The sequence below is a fragment of the Flammeovirga pectinis genome (genome assembly GCF_003970675.1).
In the GTDB taxonomy this organism is placed as follows: domain Bacteria; phylum Bacteroidota; class Bacteroidia; order Cytophagales; family Flammeovirgaceae; genus Flammeovirga; species Flammeovirga pectinis.
Genome location: NZ_CP034562.1, coordinates 3,428,797 through 3,445,269, shown reverse-complemented (window position 1 = coordinate 3,445,269; position 16,473 = coordinate 3,428,797). Strand labels below are relative to the sequence as shown.

13 protein-coding genes are annotated in these 16,473 nt (G+C 31.1%); 10 read left to right on the top strand and 3 right to left on the bottom strand.

Features of this window, described 5'->3' with window-relative positions; all coding sequences use genetic code 11:
• Positions 1-116: 116 nt before the first annotated feature.
• Both EI427_RS13810 and EI427_RS13805 read left to right on the top strand, forming a co-directional pair.
• On the top strand, positions 117-587 hold the full coding sequence (locus EI427_RS13810; RefSeq protein ID WP_126615612.1) for a hypothetical protein: 471 nt from the start codon (positions 117-119) through the stop codon (positions 585-587).
• Positions 588-810: 223 nt separating this feature from the next.
• The gene (locus EI427_RS13805) at positions 811-2,181 is read left to right on the top strand and encodes a PKD domain-containing protein (protein ID WP_126615610.1); all 1,371 of its coding nucleotides are present in this window, start codon (positions 811-813) and stop codon (positions 2,179-2,181) included.
• 53 nt (positions 2,182-2,234) lie between these two features.
• Here the strand turns inward: EI427_RS13805 and EI427_RS13800 are convergent, their stop codons facing one another.
• Entirely contained in the window at positions 2,235-3,386 is a 1,152-nt protein-coding gene (locus tag EI427_RS13800; protein WP_126615608.1) for a BamA/TamA family outer membrane protein, read from the bottom strand.
• Positions 3,387-3,847: 461 nt separating this feature from the next.
• On the opposite strand from EI427_RS13800, the gene EI427_RS13795 reads away from it, so the two are divergent.
• Positions 3,848-4,351: a GNAT family N-acetyltransferase gene (locus tag EI427_RS13795; RefSeq protein WP_126615606.1), complete on the top strand. Its 504-nt coding sequence runs from the start codon at positions 3,848-3,850 to the stop codon at positions 4,349-4,351.
• Here EI427_RS13795 and EI427_RS26255 read toward each other — a convergent pair.
• Entirely contained in the window at positions 4,344-5,339 is a 996-nt protein-coding gene (locus EI427_RS26255; RefSeq protein ID WP_126615604.1) for a helix-turn-helix domain-containing protein, read from the bottom strand. The genes EI427_RS13795 and EI427_RS26255 overlap by 8 nt on opposite strands.
• Before the next feature lie 98 nt (positions 5,340-5,437).
• Between EI427_RS26255 and EI427_RS13785 the strand changes: the two genes are divergently transcribed.
• Positions 5,438-6,994 carry an arylsulfatase gene (locus EI427_RS13785; protein ID WP_126615602.1) on the top strand — a complete coding sequence of 519 codons (1,557 nt, stop codon included), beginning with the start codon at positions 5,438-5,440 and terminating at the stop codon, positions 6,992-6,994.
• A gap of 209 nt (positions 6,995-7,203) precedes the next feature.
• Here the strand turns inward: EI427_RS13785 and EI427_RS13780 are convergent, their stop codons facing one another.
• Entirely contained in the window at positions 7,204-10,476 is a 3,273-nt protein-coding gene (locus EI427_RS13780; protein WP_126615600.1) for an AsmA-like C-terminal region-containing protein, read from the bottom strand.
• A 184-nt stretch (positions 10,477-10,660) separates the two neighbouring features.
• On the opposite strand from EI427_RS13780, the gene EI427_RS13775 reads away from it, so the two are divergent.
• From EI427_RS13775 to recJ, 6 genes are all read left to right on the top strand, one after another.
• The gene (locus EI427_RS13775) at positions 10,661-11,380 is read left to right on the top strand and encodes a hypothetical protein (RefSeq protein WP_126615598.1); all 720 of its coding nucleotides are present in this window, start codon (positions 10,661-10,663) and stop codon (positions 11,378-11,380) included.
• A gap of 71 nt (positions 11,381-11,451) precedes the next feature.
• Entirely contained in the window at positions 11,452-12,336 is an 885-nt protein-coding gene (locus EI427_RS13770; protein ID WP_126615596.1) for a hypothetical protein, read from the top strand.
• Positions 12,337-12,348: 12 nt separating this feature from the next.
• Positions 12,349-13,035, top strand: a complete 687-nt coding sequence (locus EI427_RS13765) for an ATP-binding cassette domain-containing protein (protein ID WP_126615595.1) — start codon at positions 12,349-12,351, stop codon at positions 13,033-13,035.
• A 110-nt stretch (positions 13,036-13,145) separates the two neighbouring features.
• Entirely contained in the window at positions 13,146-14,189 is a 1,044-nt protein-coding gene (locus EI427_RS13760; RefSeq protein ID WP_317125746.1) for an NAD(P)H-dependent flavin oxidoreductase, read from the top strand.
• Between the two features lie 173 nt (positions 14,190-14,362).
• On the top strand, positions 14,363-14,740 hold the full coding sequence (locus EI427_RS13755) for a DUF423 domain-containing protein (RefSeq protein ID WP_126615591.1): 378 nt from the start codon (positions 14,363-14,365) through the stop codon (positions 14,738-14,740).
• A gap of 7 nt (positions 14,741-14,747) precedes the next feature.
• On the top strand, positions 14,748-16,448 hold the full coding sequence (gene recJ / locus EI427_RS13750) for a single-stranded-DNA-specific exonuclease RecJ (protein ID WP_126615589.1): 1,701 nt from the start codon (positions 14,748-14,750) through the stop codon (positions 16,446-16,448).
• Positions 16,449-16,473: the final 25 nt, after the last annotated feature.

The following is a 16,473-nucleotide window of genomic DNA, read 5'->3' as shown; positions in this document are numbered from 1 at the left end:
TCGAATGTTTTTTTTAATAAAACTAAATAAATCGAACGATTGATTGATGTTTGCGTTTTTAGTATTACTGATAGAATTACTATTCAATAATTACTTTCTACTAAAGATTTACAATCATGAAAAAGTCACTTCAATTTTTAATAAGCTTATTCTTTATATCATTTATGTTCTCTTGTGGAGGAAGAAGTATAGACGATGTTATTCCAAAGTCAACTACTTTTGAATTCTCTGCTGGTAGTGCTCCCTCTGCAGCACAAGGTAACTTTACGACAGAATTAGTAACAACTATTTATGTGCCGGGTAAAATTTCGACTTTAGATGTTTCGGTTCCTTTTGAAAATGATTTTCTTCATATTAATCTAGCAAGAAAAACAAGGTCTGCTTTTGAAGAACAAGTACATGATATTCTATTAAAAGGTAAACATTACTTAAATGTAAAAGGAAATGATGAAGTGAAAATTCATTTTCCTAAAAAACTATTAAATAAACTAGAGACGGGAGAATACATTGTTTCTTTTAGTGTGTTAGATGAAAAGAATGATTATAAAAATCAAGATTTAAGGATAAAAGTCTTAGCAAAGAAATAATAGAAAAACTCTTAAGTAACCCCTTAAGAGTTTTTTTATTTGACAATTAACGATTGTTTGGTAATATATTAAAAGTCTGTTTTTGATAGTTTATAGGTGTATTTTGATAGTTTTAGTAGTCTATTTTCATTTTACTAATAAATATTGGTTGATATTAAACAACTTATTTTACTTTGTTATCGTTGATAAAGTCAAAATAAGTTGAAAAAATTATCATACATCAATGAAAAATTTATTATATATTTCTATCGCAGTATTGATATCATTATTTACTTCATGTGGTAATGATGATCCAGAAGTAGCTTTACAACCTAAAGCTGAATTTACTGTAAATACAATAGATCATGAAACATTGGAATTAATAGTAGATAATAGCTCTTTAGATGCTCCTACTAATGTAAATTACCAATGGACTTGGGGAGATGGTGAAGATCCTGAAATAAACAATAATGCTACTTTATCGCATAATTATACATCGCCTGATCAGTATTCTGTTACATTAAAAATATTGGATTTAGATACAGACCAAGAAGTATCATCAGTTACAGAATCGATTACTATTGGAGATGATGTAAATGAAGGAGGTATTCAAATTCAATTCTCTCAAACCAATTATGGAGCTTGGGATACCGAATTATTTTGGAATTATATCAATGGGTCTTCTATTGAGCAAGTGAAAAGTATGTATGTAACTTTAGCAACAGATGCTGAATTTACAAACTTACTAAGCCCTTCTAGAGGTTTAGAAATAGGAGCTCCAAAAGTAGAAGAAGAATTTGATGTAAGTGAGAAGTTACTACTTAAAAACCTTGCTTCTTCGTCAGAATATTTTGCCAAAATTAGATTCTTAGATAAATACGACAAAGAAAGTGTTTATACTATAGAATTTACAACGCACGTAAATAATAATCCTACAATTCAATTTGGTGGCGATATAAATACATTTACTGTTCAAAGTAAATCAAATAATTTAGAAGGTTACCTAGACACTGATTTTACTACCGTTGGTGTTACTAATAATATGGATTTAACAGAGATCAGTAGATCTGAAGATGGAACTTATATTGTGTACTTTAAGAATATTGGTTCTGAAGCAGTCGAAGTTGAAGTATCAGAGATCGCTTTTAATAGAGAAAAAGAAGAAACTTCTTTAACAACAGATGGTGAAGGTTCTGCATCGGATCATGTTATTTTTAATAGCTCTAACAGTGGTCCTTTAACAAGCGAATCTAAAGCAAGAAAAGTAACAATAAACGGAGAATCGTTTATTTATATTGGAGATGAGATGGGAGCAGTTTCTAATAGTGAAGGTTTGTATATTAAATATGGTAGTGAACCTGCTAAAGGTGATTTATTAGATTTAACTCCAGAAAATACGTATGTGATTACAGCAGAAGGAAAAGCAGAAATAATAGATGATTCTGATATAAATCAAAAATTTGGTTTAAGAATTTTAAAAATTGTTGATGGACAAATTAATGCAGCAGTAGAAAATTCAACGCATGATGAAGGAACAGGTTTCCTACTTGAATTTAAAAATCAAGAGGCTACTGTAACATCAACAATTGGTCAGTTATTATTTATTACAGAGTAAATGATGTGTTAGTATTTTATGAATCCTCATTGATTAATTTCAATGGGGATTTTTTATCTAAACCAATTACTCCCAATAGTAAGATACCAAGCCCAAATTTCAGGTCCTTTAGCAACATCAATACCTGCATGTAATCCATAATCACTAGCAACTAGATATCTAAAACCTAACCCTCCAGCTACTCTAGATTGGTTAAAATTAAAGTCCTGAATTTTAGGAGCAGTATAACCTACACCAACAAAGCCAACAGCACTCCATCTTTTAAAAACTTGCCATCTCCATTCGGTTTCTCCAACAAGTGCGTTATGATCTTGATACCTTAATGCAGGAATACCTCTTAGTGTAACAAATGGTAACTCATAAAAAGGAACATAATCACCCCATTTTGCTTCGTAATTTAGCCTGAAACCAGAAAAGAGTTTTTCTTTAATAATTGGTTGATAAAAATAGGTACGATGACTGAAATTCATATAATCATTATCGCCACCTAATGCCTGATCAAAAATACCAAATTCAGTTACACTCATAATCCCTTTTGTAGGAGTAAAAGTATTGTTTCTGTTGTCCCACATGGTAACAACGTTCATACCTCCTAAGTTTGTTTCTGCTTGTAAAGGTTCTGTTTCAGCAGTTTGATCATCAAAAGTGACGTTATTATTAAAATAGAGATAATTTAACCCCATAAAGAATGGGACATTTTTATTTATTCTAAAAAGAAATTCCTGAAAGGTAAGAAACCCTTTCATGTTAAAAGAGTACTCTCCAGCTTCTAGTCCTTGCCCTCCATAATATTTTAAATTAATAGACATATAACCAATAGCACCAGTATATCTAAACCTATCATTATGGTAAGAACCTTGATGTGCAAGCATAGTCACCCATGTACCATTAGATGTATACATAGCTGCTGCAGCTGTTAATATTGGAGGTAGATCTTTATTATTATCAAAAGATTTTGTTGAATCTGTAGTAACTTCTTTCTTTTTTTGACCATGGAAATAAACTCCTGCTAGTCCTCCTCCAAACCCAACTGCTGGTTCTGTAATTACCATTGGAACAGGTAAGAAACCAAAACCGGCATTAAGAAAATTACTTACATCAATAGCATTATCAGTAGAATCTACAAAGTACTTTTGAAACATACTTTGGCTGTACCCCACATGTAAAGTAAAGAATAAGGAAAGTGTAAATATAAGTTTTTTCACAGAATGAAATTTGATTTGAAGGTTAGAAAATGTAGTAGGATAATGTGTATGACAAATGTACAAAATCAGTTCTTCAAATCCTTAAAAAAACTTAAATGTAGAAATAAAAACGCCACCAATTTATTGGTGGCCAATAGAACGCTGTAAATAGGGAAAGAAAACTTATTAATTGATGTCTTTCGTAGTGCAATGCCCACTCTTTTCAGGATTTTTTCCAAAAGGCATTAAAAATACAGATAAGGCTAAAACTTTAACACTAATAATTAATGCTTTGGAACAATTATTTAATACGGCTTTCATAAGTATAGTAAGTTATAATTGAAAATAAGTTGTTTTGTTATACGGTGATCTCTATTCAATCGTTCGAATGTTTTTATTTATTTAAAATCTATTAACTATATTCATAAACAATTCTAGAATAATAGAACTCTGTTTAGATAAGAAAATACTAAAAACAAATAATGAGAACTGATAGATTACAATTAGAACATATAGCATCGACTGATTTTGCAGAAGTTTTATTAATGTTTAAAGAGAAAGATATATTTAAGTTTATAGCACCATTACAATCATTCTCAGAGGTAGAACACATTGCTTATTTACATAGAAAAATTGATGAGATAAAAGCAAATAAAGGTTACTTATGGGTAGCAAGAGTTATTGAATCTAATGAGTTTGTAGGACTTTTAAATTTGAATTCAATGCCAGATTCAGAGGATATTCAAATTGGATGGATTTTAAGTGAAAAATGTAGGGGTAAAGGTTTTGCTTTTGAAGCTGCACAAAGAGTTTTTGATTTTGGGGTAAACGAATGGAAAATAGATCCTATTTATGCAGTAGTAGAATATGGTAATATTCCTTCTGAAAAGATTGCTTTAAAATTGGGGTTAAAATATTTTCTTGATTTTAAAGATAATGAAGGAGTAGCCCTAAAAAAGTTTAAATATTCTTCTAAATCTATTTAAGCTGTTGATTTTTTATACGCATAGCATATTGTTTAGGGTTGATTCCATATTTTTTTCTAAATGACCTAGTAAAATGACTAACATTTGAGTAACCAATATCAAATGCGATATCTTTAATAGATAATTCACCTTCGTCTAATAATTCTTTTGCTTGTTCCATTCTTCTAGATTGATAAAAACCATAAATAGGTAATCCAAATGCCTGATTAAAAATAGTTTTAGCAAGTGTTGGACTAATTCCTATTTCCTTACTTAATTCTGGAATAGTTAAAGGAGCATCCATGTTGTTTAGTATAAGATCTCTAATTTTTAAAGCTATTTGAAGCTGATCTTTTGTAATCTTCTTTTTTATTAAAGTTTGGTCGGATTGATTAATCAATTGTAAAGAAAATGTAAGAAACTCTATTGCTTTAGAAGTTAAATACATATTTAGATAAGGTTCTTCAATAGGCATTGAAGCTTCAATTTCACTCATTACTTTAAAAAGTGGAGGAGTAAGGCGCTCCATAAAAATTACAGGATTTTCAGGATCAATGGCACTCTCTATTTCTTTATCGAGATGAGAAATTACTTTTTGAAGAAAAACTTTCCCCATTCGAATACTTAATAAACTTGTGGGAATGTTTTTTTTGAAAGTACCTGAAAATCCAAAAAAGTTATTGTTTATCAGTAGATTACCTTTTTTGTAGTTGTCAGTTATATTGTTGACTCCCTTATGTGTTACTTGTAAGTCTAGGTTAATTGTTCCTGTAAATACTAATTTCTCTCCCGAAATTTGTTCTTCTCTAAAAATATTTAAATCTTCATTTATTTTACCAGAAAGGTAGATAATCTCTAAGCCGATCGGAAAGTTCATTTGTAGGCATCTAAGTTTTCCAACTTCGGAATCGATAGTCATTACAAAATCAGAATCCCCAGCAGCATTAAACTGTTGCTTTAAATTCGAGAATATATCATCATAATCATTACCTGACGCAGAAATGTCCATTTGGAGTATTTTTATGTCTTTTTCATATATAAAAACCCTTGTAATTACGTCAAATTTGTATCAACAAAAAACAAATAGAACGAATAATTACATTAGGTATGAAAAGAAAAATACAGTTATTATCAAAGTTGCTACTTTGTACTTTACTTTTTACTTCAACTATAGAGGCAAAAAATAAGAAGCCTAATTTCTTAATTATGTGGGGTGATGACATAGGAATGTACAATCTTTCTACATGGAATAATGGCATGATGGGGTACTCTACTCCAAATATTGATAAAATTGCAAACGAAGGAATGAAGTTTACTGATTACTATGGTGAACAATCTTGTACGGCTGGTAGATCATCTTTTGTTACTGGACAATCTGGTTTAAGAACAGGTATGACTAAGGTTGGCCTTCCTGGAGCAAATAAGGGTTTAACAGACGATACACCAACTATTGCAGAGCTATTAAAAGCGGAGGGTTATGCGACAGGGCAGTTTGGTAAAAATCATTTTGGAGACAGAGATGTAGATTTGCCTACAAACCATGGATTTGATGAGTTTTATGGTAATCTGTACCATTTAAATGCAGAAGAAGAACCAGAATCTCCATATTATCCTAAAGACCCCGAATTCAAGAAGAAATTTGGACCAAGAGGTGTTATTCATTCTTATGCAGATGGTCGTATTTCTGATACAGGCCCTCTTACAAAAAAGAGAATGGAAACTATAGATAATGAAATTTTAGACGCAACTAAAGTATTTATTAAAAGCCAAGTTTCTACCGATAAACCCTTCTTTGTATGGTTTAATACAACAAGAATGCACTTTAAAACGCATATCACTAAAGAAGAAGCAGGAAAGACGGGACAGGGTTTTTATGCGGATGCCATGCAAGCGCATGATAGTGTTATTGGTGAGTTGTTAGATTTTATAGAAGATCTTGGTATAGAAGAAAATACATTTGTAATGTATTCTACTGATAACGGACCACATTATAATACATTTCCAGATGCTGCAGTTACACCTTTTAGAGGTGAAAAAAATACCAACTGGGAAGGTGCTTATAGAGTTCCTTGTTTAGTAAAGTACCCAGGTCATATTCAAGAAGGGAAAATATCTAACGACATGATTTCTCATTTAGATTGGGTACCAACTATTTTACATTATGCAGGAAACGACCATATTAAAAAAGATCTTTTAAAAGGTGGTGTAAAAGCAAGTGGCAAAGAGTTTAAAGCCCATTTAGATGGCTACGATATGGTAGCGCATTTAGCTGGTAAAGAAGAGTCGCCTAGAAAACAATTTTTATATTTCTCTGACGATGCAGACTTAACGGGTATCAGAATGGGAGATTGGAAAGTAGTATTTATGGAACAAAGAGCACATACAATGCAAGTATGGACTGAGCCATTTATTCCACTTAGAATACCTAAAATATTTAATTTAAGAATGGATCCTTATGAAAGAGCTGATTTAGAATCTAATGGATATTGGAATTGGTACGTAGATATTGTACCGTATATCTATATGGCTCAAGATGAGGTTTCTCAATTCTTACAGACATTGATTACTTATCCTCCTAAACAGAAAGCAGCCTCTTTCTCCGTTGACCAAATTGTTGAGATGATGATGGAACAAACAGAATCATCTAGCAAAAGTCATAATTAATTACGAACAAGCAAACTATTTATAATCCTTATACATCTGTTTTGTAGATATATAAGGGTCTAAGACAGATGAATTTAAAGTAGTGTAGATAATCATTTTTAGTAGTAGAAAAATGATTTAGTGTAAATAAAGACAAAAAGCCGCCAATAGATTATTGACGGCTTTTTTATGTCTTTAACTAGACAGAAATAATTTTGATCAGACAGTAATTATTTACCTTTTTTATCTTTCTTATTTTTCTTCCCTTTACCTAGTTTAATACTATAATCATCTATGTTACCTTCAATTCTAACGGCAACATATTTTCCTCCTTCATCTTTCTGAATTTCATCCTCTTCTCCTTCTTTTTTCTTTTTGCCTCCACCAGTTAAGGTATTCCAAGCTACAGAACGAACAAGTTTAAAAGGAACTTCTACCATGTATGCCATATTCATGTCTAGGTGTTGTTCTCCAGAAATATATAACTGACCAATTGTAGAGCTAATATCCATTCTAGGAATATAGAAGACACCATCTTTTACGGTAAAATTATTCTCAATTTTATCAAAACGGATATTGTTCATGTCTTTATTACCAAAATAAGTTGCCATTGCACTTAATGGAGCAAAATCCATAATACGACCATCTTCTAAAGTCATATTTATTTCGGCAGTTGTTTTAGAAATATCAATACTCAAATTGTCTTTAATATGTGCTTTAGCTGTCATTGTAGAATTAAGAATACCATTAAAATTCTTAGATACATTAATAACATCATCTTCATATTCAACATTAATATCTACTTGTGATAAGTCAACATTTTTCAATGTAGCACTACCATCGAGAATTACATTTTTAGGATCTTGAAGATTAGCTAAACCAGAAAGCTCCATTCCGCCAATATCACCTAAACGGACTTTAACTTTATCTAAACTGATGGTTTGATCTGAGGATGTTCTTACTTTACCTTTAAAATTCTTGATGTCCATTTCCATCAATTTCATTCGTTTTACTTTTACATCAAGTTCAAGATTTGGGTATTTGATAGCAAAAATATCAACGGGTTCTTCTTCTTCGATAGTTTCGGCTCTAGAAGCAGACGATTCTGCATAACTCTCTTCAGGAACTACTAATTTTAGTATCTCATTAAAGTTAAGCATCTTCGCGTCTACTTGGAATTTACCGTTAAAGTTCTTTCTAGTACTATCAGTCACATTGTAAAGTTGTGCGTTGAAAGTCATATCACTTTGTCCAACTTTGCCAGTAAAATCATTTAGGTAGATATCGTTATCCTTTTTAACAACCTCAAATTTAAAGTTTCTAAATAGTAAAGGTGATATACTTAATCTCCATTTTAAACCTTTCATCCAAAGTCTAAAGTTTGGTACTTTTTTACCTGAGAATAATTCTTGGTTTACTATATCTACTCCTCCAGAAATCTGGAAGTTGTTCATTTTTTCATTCTCAAATGATTTAGGAACAAGTAGTGAATCTCCATAGGTAAAGAAATCTACTACACGCATAGAATTTGATTTAATATTAAAACCAGATTTTATAGTAATTGTAGAATCTTTATAAAAGAGACCATCATAATCTTCAAAGCCACCCACAAATGTAAAATCACTTTTTCCAATATTACCACTTAACCTTTTAATACCTAGATGTTTTTTAGTAATTCCCATTACACCTTTTACATTATGAATAGGTTGAAACTTATCAAAATGTGTTTGAAGGTTATTGATTTTTAATGTACCGTAAGGCAATAATTTATAATCATTTAGGCCTTTAGTAGTGGTGTTTAAGGTGAAATCAATGATAATATCATGAAGATTATCAGCAAGATCAGCATTGGCAGAATCAGTATATTGAAGTAATTCTTTCACCAATAAATTTTTAGATTCTAGTTTAATATCAGCAACAATATCTGTGTTGTAACCCAAAGCGTAAAACAGAAGATTATCAATATTACCATTAAATTTAAAATCACTACCATCAACTTTAGCACTTAAATTTCTCACACCTAAATGATTATCCCAGATATAAAAAATACCATTTATCTCTCTTGGGCTAATACCTGTTTCAGTATGTCTAAGTGCAATATCTTTTAATTTTAAAGCAATTTTTTGTTCGGCATTTTTCACATTTAAGAACTTACGTTTCTCAATGTCAATATCATATTCTATGTCTGCCTGAAACTCTAATCTACCTCTTAAACTATCAATAGGAACGTTTGTGAGAAGATCATTAAGGTTATCTAATTCCATATCTGCTTCCCATTGTAAGTCTAAATGAGGTTGCTTAATACCATTAGAAACACCCAATTTACCCCTCATGAAACCGTTAGTGGTTTCAAGATTGAATTTATTTAAATCAAAAGTAAGTTGAGAAAAATCTGTAGAATCACCTGTATTTAAATGTGCTTCAAAACTAAAATCTTGAATAGCATAAGGTGTTTTTAAACTTTTTAAAGTGAATTTATCCAGTTTTACATCAGCCATAACCTTTGGTAGAGTAGCTGCAGATTTACCAATTATTTTAGCATCAAATTCTAACCCACCTAACGTACTAGAATAATTTGCTTTTAATTTTTCAACATCAAGCTTTCCGTTGGCAATAAGGTTGATAATATTTAGATCTTTTTGCGATGCGTGAATATCTAAATCTAGGAACATTTCATTAGGAATATCAGCTGTTCCTGAAAGTGAAAATTCAGCACCTTCAATACTCATATCACAAGTATCTATATTGATGAATTTTTTCTTACGATCGAAACGTAGGTCAGAAGTTAATTCAAGATGCTTGTTAGGCCATAGAATTTTTTCATCTTTAAGAATACCTAGTAATTCAACATTTACAAGTAAGTGATTCTTAATTTCATCTTTATTATAACCTAAAGAAGTTGTAATCTGATGTATTTGCATACCTGTACCAACTTCGGTTAATCCATTATAAGCCGTTATTTTGATGTTTTTTAAAGTAAATTCATCTAATTGTAAAGCAAATGCTGGAGGTGCTTTTTTAGTAGTATCAGCAGGTTCATCTACTTTAGTAGTATCGGAAAGGTCTATACCGAGAGCATTAATAATATTTATGGTACTATCTTTATAAGCTCTTAGATTAACTTCTCCATCTTCTAATTTTACGGCACCAACATGCACATTACCACCAATTAGTTTTACGATATTTATAGAAACAAAGAAATTTCCAAGTGCAGCAATTGGTTTATCTTCTTCTTGCCTTAAAGCTGGTTTTTTCTCATGGTAGACAATATCTTCAAGCTGTAATGTAAAATTGGGGAAGTCTTCAAAAGGGGCTATACCAATCTGACCAATTTGTAAATCGCCATTTTGTTCTTGGTTAACTACCTCAATTACTTTTGCTTTAATTTTATCTCTATTGGCATAAAAAAGGAGCACGGCTAATAAAGAAATAAGCACAATTGTGCCTATCAAATAGCCTACTAATTTTAATGCTTTTTTCCCGATTGGAGTTTGATCTTTCACGGTTTAATTATTTTGTAGGGTTTATAGTTATTGTAGTACAGAAACAGTTTATCCTCGTTCCAAATTCAATTTAATACCGATTTTAATTAGTTAAGTAGTAGATTGAGAAAAAGATGGTTTAAATGCTACTTTTTTTTATTTATGTAATACTTATTGTGTTTTTTTAAAAGACTAAAATAATAATTTGAATTTACACGATACATATCAATCTTATACACAAGATAAACAGCCAAAATGGAGCTGGAAATACGAGCTATTTAAGTTCTTTGGTAAAGGTATTCTATTGTTTATCTTAATCACTATTCCATTTATTTTACTGATTCGGACTAGTATCTTTTTGTATCATTCTTATAATGTACCCACTTGGTTAGGATTAATAGGAGGAATGAGTGTGGTATCTGTCTGTTTATTTTTCTATTTATTTGTGGGTTATAGCCTTTTTATGAAATCAGAAAAGTATAAGTTTTCTCACATAAAAGTAATGGGCATTGTTTCTTTTGTATTTGTAATAGCTTATGTTCTGTTTGCTGTTTTTTCTTTTAGTGGTAAAAATGCTCAAACAAATAAGGTGAAAAGTGAATACGCAGATCTACATCCTTATTTAAAAATTAGCGTTAGGACATTGTTATTTTTTGATAAAAACGTTTTAATTACCAGTCTATCAAGAGTACCAGAAGACTATAATAAAATGGGTTTGCAGACAAAAAAAAGGTCTTTACATTACATACAGAACACTGGTTATACGCATGCAATGGATTTAAGAACTAAAGGCAGACCTTTCTGGATGATTTGGATTGCTCAGATTTATTTTAATATTTTGGGGTTTAATGTGGTTAGACATACTGGAACAGCAGATCATTTACATATTTCAATATCAACATACGAGAGGCAAGGGTCTTGGTAAAATAAATAACTGTGGTAGCTAATATATTCTTTTCATTACTAAACATAAAAAGGAAACAATTTACAAGAGAGATGATAAATTTAGGGTTCTTAAGAACTTTATTTTTAACGCTTCTTTTTGGTTTTCTTCAATTCTTAATCGCACAAGCAGAAGCAATACATATAGTTGTAATACTGGCGTTATTATTTACATTAATAGCAGGAATGCATTCTTACAGAAGTGACGAAAAATTATTATTAAATCTTTTAGAATTTCCTGTAGGCTATTATGCTTTTGAATATGCTGTAATTATTGGATTGTCTTCTTTTGGGATTTTATTTTCTAGTCAACCTCAATTTTGGTTTATAGGAATATTTTTAGGATCATTAATTTCTTTTTTACCAACTAAAATTGAAATTGATACTACCGGTTTCTCAATTCCATTACCATTTTCTAAAACAGCTTTTGAATGGAAGGCAGGCATGAGAAACGGAGGAATATGGGGCTTAGTAATAGGCTTTGCTGTTACTTTCTTAGGTGTTTTACGCTTTGAGTTATTGATTGTCGGAATATTTTTAATGAACCTTTCAATTGTTGGTTTTTTTAAATTTAATGAGCCAAGAGTATTATTATATGCAGTAGCAGACTCTCCAGTGGGTCTTTTAACAACTAAGATTCATACATCATTTAAAATTTATTTTATATTAAATGTGCCTTACCTATTAATAGGCCTAATTTTTTATACATCACTGTTTTATATCTTAGTATATCTTTTTATTGTAACTGCAATAATAATTATGTTAGCTATTTTAATGAAGTATGCTTCTTATGAACCAGAAACGGCATCATTTGCTAACTCACCTTTACTAGGGTTTTATTATATATGCCTTTTTATACCATTTTTACTCCCAATACCATTATTGGTAAGTATTAGAACTTGGAGAAGAGCTTCTAAACAATTATCCTTTTTTTACTAGATAAGTACAGTCATGCTAAAGCTTAATGATATATCAATTTCCTTTGGGGAAAAGCAAGTTCTTAAAAATATTTCGTTAGAAATTCAAACTAGTGAAATACTCGGTGTTCTTGGCAATAACGGTGTAGGTAAAACAACTTTATTCGAAATTATAGCCCAGTGGAAAAGAGATTTTTCTGGAGAATTATTTCTGAATGATAAGAAATTGCAAAGAAAAGATGTTGTGTATCTAGAAGCAAAACCACAATTTTATTCTAAAATAACAGGAAAAGAACACTTAGATTTATTTAAAGTAAAGTACCCAAATTTTGATTATGAGGAATGGAATAATGTTTTTCAACTCCCTCTAAATGATTTGGTAGATCATTACTCAACAGGAATGAAAAAACGACTAGCATTAATGATGTTACTCAGTTCAGATTCTCCTATTATTTTATTAGACGAACCTTTTATTGGTTTAGATGTTGAAGCATCTTTAGACCTAGATAAAATTATTTTATCATTGAAAGAAAAAGGAAAAATTATTCTGATTGCTTCTCATACTATTAGCTCTTTACAAAAGTTATGTGATAGAATTTATCACTTTGCAGGTGGAGAAATTGCGAATGTATTTCATAAAGATGCGTTTGATACACTAGATAATTATGCGGAAGATTTCTTTAAGAACGATCATCAAAAAACATTAGATAAACTTTTATAGCACTTCGGTAGTAGTGTAGAGTTATAAAATTACTGATTATACAATAAGTGAATCACCATATTTGTATTAGCTATTGACAATGACCATAATTATTTACATCTTGTAAATCAATATGGTATGCATGCATACTATTATTAACCAACTCAACACCAATAAATAGCACTATGGAAAAAATTTCCACACCACTAACCGAGATGTTAGGTATAAAATACCCTATCATCATGGCACCAATGTTTCTTGTATCAACTGCCGAAATGCTTATTGCAGCAGCAGAAAGTGGTATAACAGGAGCAGTTCCAGCCTTAAACTACCGTACAGATAAAGACTTTAGAGCGGCAATACACCAAATCCGAAAAGGAACAAAAGGTCCATTTGGCGTAAATTTGATTGCTAATAAATCAAATGTACGAATGATGGAACAACTCAATACATGTGTTGAACTTAGGGTAGATTACATAATTACTTCTTTAGGTTCTCCAAGAAAAATTATAGAAAAGTGTAAACCTGTAGGTATTAAAGTTTTCTGTGATGTTGTGGATATTAAATATGCTAAAATTGTAGAAGAGTTAGGAGCAGATGCAGTAATTGCTGTAAATAAAGAAGCAGGAGGGCATGCTGGTCCAACACCTGCAAACGAGCTAATTCCATCTTTAGTAGAAGCTTGTACTATTCCAGTTATTTCTGCTGGTGGGGTAGGTAATGGAAATCAAATGAAAAATAAAATAGATTTAGGAGCTGTAGGGATTTCAATGGGAAGCCCATTTATTGCAACTAATGAAGGCGGAGTTAATAATGCCTATAAACAAGCATGTGTAGATTACGGTGCTAAAGATATTGTAATGACTACAAAACTTTCTGGAACACCTTGTACGGTTATAAATACACCTTACATGCAGGAAATAGGTACTAAGCAAAATTGGTTAGAGTCTTTACTAAATAAAAATAAGACACTAAAGAAGTTTGCAAAAATGCTAACATTCTATAAAGGCATGAAAATGTTGGAAAAATCTGCATTTGGAGCTACCTATAAATCTGTTTGGTGTGCAGGCCCTTCTATAGAATATGTAAAATCGATTCGTTCAGTTAAAGAAGTTGTAGATTCTTTAATAGAAGAATACCATTTAGAAAGTGAGAAAGTAGAAGTTAAGAGTTAAGAAATTTACTCTTTCAATATATAAAAATACCGAGCCTGTCATTTTGATAGGCTCTTTTTATTTTATCCTTTATTGGTAATAAAATAAAAATCAACGCTTAACTTTTTTGTACTTGTTTAATTCATAACTCTAAACTCTTTATCTTGCATTAGAATAGAATGCAAACAAATATCATGAGTAGAAATATAATTATTATTGGTGCAATTTTTTGTGCTTTAGCAGTAGGTATTGGTGCATTTGGAGCACATGGGTTAAAGTCAATTTTATTAGAAAACGGAAGATTAGAAACTTTTGAAACTGGTGTAAAATATCATTTTTACCATGGTTTAGGTTTACTGATCTTAGGTGCTTTAGCTCATCGTATAGATAAAGGTTGGTTAAAATGGGCTGCCGTTTTTATGGTTGTGGGTATTTTTATCTTCTCAGGTAGTTTGTATATTCTATCAATAACTGGAATTACATGGTTAGGAGCCATTACTCCAATTGGAGGAGTTGGTTTTATTGCAGCATGGATTGCTTTGGCTTGTGGTGTGAAAAAAGATAGTAATTAAGCAGAATATGGAGAAAGTGTGGAAAATTTTACCCAAGGCTAATCAAGATCACGTTAAGGAGTTATTAAAACAACCTAATGTGCCAAAAATAATAGCAGAATTACTAGTGCAGAGGGGTGTTACAACAATTCCTAAAGCAAGAGATTATTTTCGTCCAACTTTAGAAAAATTGCATGATCCTTTCTTAATGAAAGATATGGATGTTGCTGTAGCAAGGTTAACACTTGCAATTGAACATGGCGAAAGAATTTTGTTTTTTGGTGATTATGATGTTGATGGAACTTCATCGGTAGCATTATTTATGCACTTTTTTAGAGAGGTATATGATAATATTGATTTTTATATACCAGATAAATATACAGAAGGTTATGGCGTTTCTTTACGAGGTGTTGAATATGCAGCACAGACTAATTGCCAACTGATAATATCTTTAGATTGTGGTATTATGAGTCATGAAGCAATAGATACATCAATCCATAGAAATATTGATTTTATTGTTTGTGACCATCATCAATTAGGAGAAACTGTACCAAAAGCAACTGCAGTATTAAACCCTCAACGTCCAGATTGTAATTATCCTTTTAAAGGTTTATCGGGTTGCGGTGTAGGGTTTAAGTTCTTACAAGGCTTTTGTCAAAAACATGGTATAGACCCAACACCTTTGTGGCAACATTTAGATTTAGTGGTTTTAGGTACTGCATGTGATGTAGTACCAATGGCCGATGAAAATAGAGTTATTGCAAACGAAGGAATTAAATACCTAAGAAAATCTACAAAGCCTGGTATAATAGCATTATTTAAAGTACTAAATAAAGAACAGGCCGATATTCAAGTACAAGATTTAGGGTATACTTTCGGGCCTATTATAAATGCAGCAGGTAGAATTGCTCATGCACAAATGGCAGCTGAGTTACTGTCTACAATAGATACTAAAGAAGCTAAAGAATTAGCTGAAGAGCTAAACCGTCTGAATCAGTTAAGAAAAAATTACGATCATACAAATACCGAAGAGGCATTAGAGATGGCAGAACAAAACAAATCTGCACCTGCTTTAGTATTATATAATGAGAATTGGCACAAAGGAGTACTTGGAATAGTTGCTTCTAGATGTGCAGAAAAATTTGGGAAGCCTACTGTAGCACTTACTTTATCAAGAGATGAAGTGACAGGATCGGCAAGAGCAACTTCAAATTTTGATATACACAAAGCATTAACAGCAAGCTCAAAATTTTTAGATCAGTTTGGAGGGCACACTTCAGCTGCAGGTTTGTCACTCAAAAAAGAAAATTTGTCAGCTTTTACAGACAAATTTGAGGAGGAAGTAAAGAATTTGACAAATGGAAAGAATTTTGTTTCTGAGCTTATTGTTGATTTGGAAGTAAAGCTAGCAGACTTAGATCTTGCTTCTGCAACAATAATAAATAAAATGAGACCTTTTGGACATGAAAACCCTTTACCTCTTTTTATAGCTAGAAATGTGAAAGTAGCTACGACGCCTAGAATTTTAAAAGATAAACATTTAAAAATGCAGGTGTTCCAAGTAGAAGGCGATCAAAAGATTGATGCAATAGCTTTTAGTCAAGCCGACCAATTGGATGTAGTAATGGAGGGATTTTTTGATATTTTATTCCGTTTGGATATAAATGAGTATCGTGGAAATAAAACACTCCAATTAAACATAAAAGAAATTAGTACTTCTAAAAAGTAGTACACAATAACCTTGAAAATATACG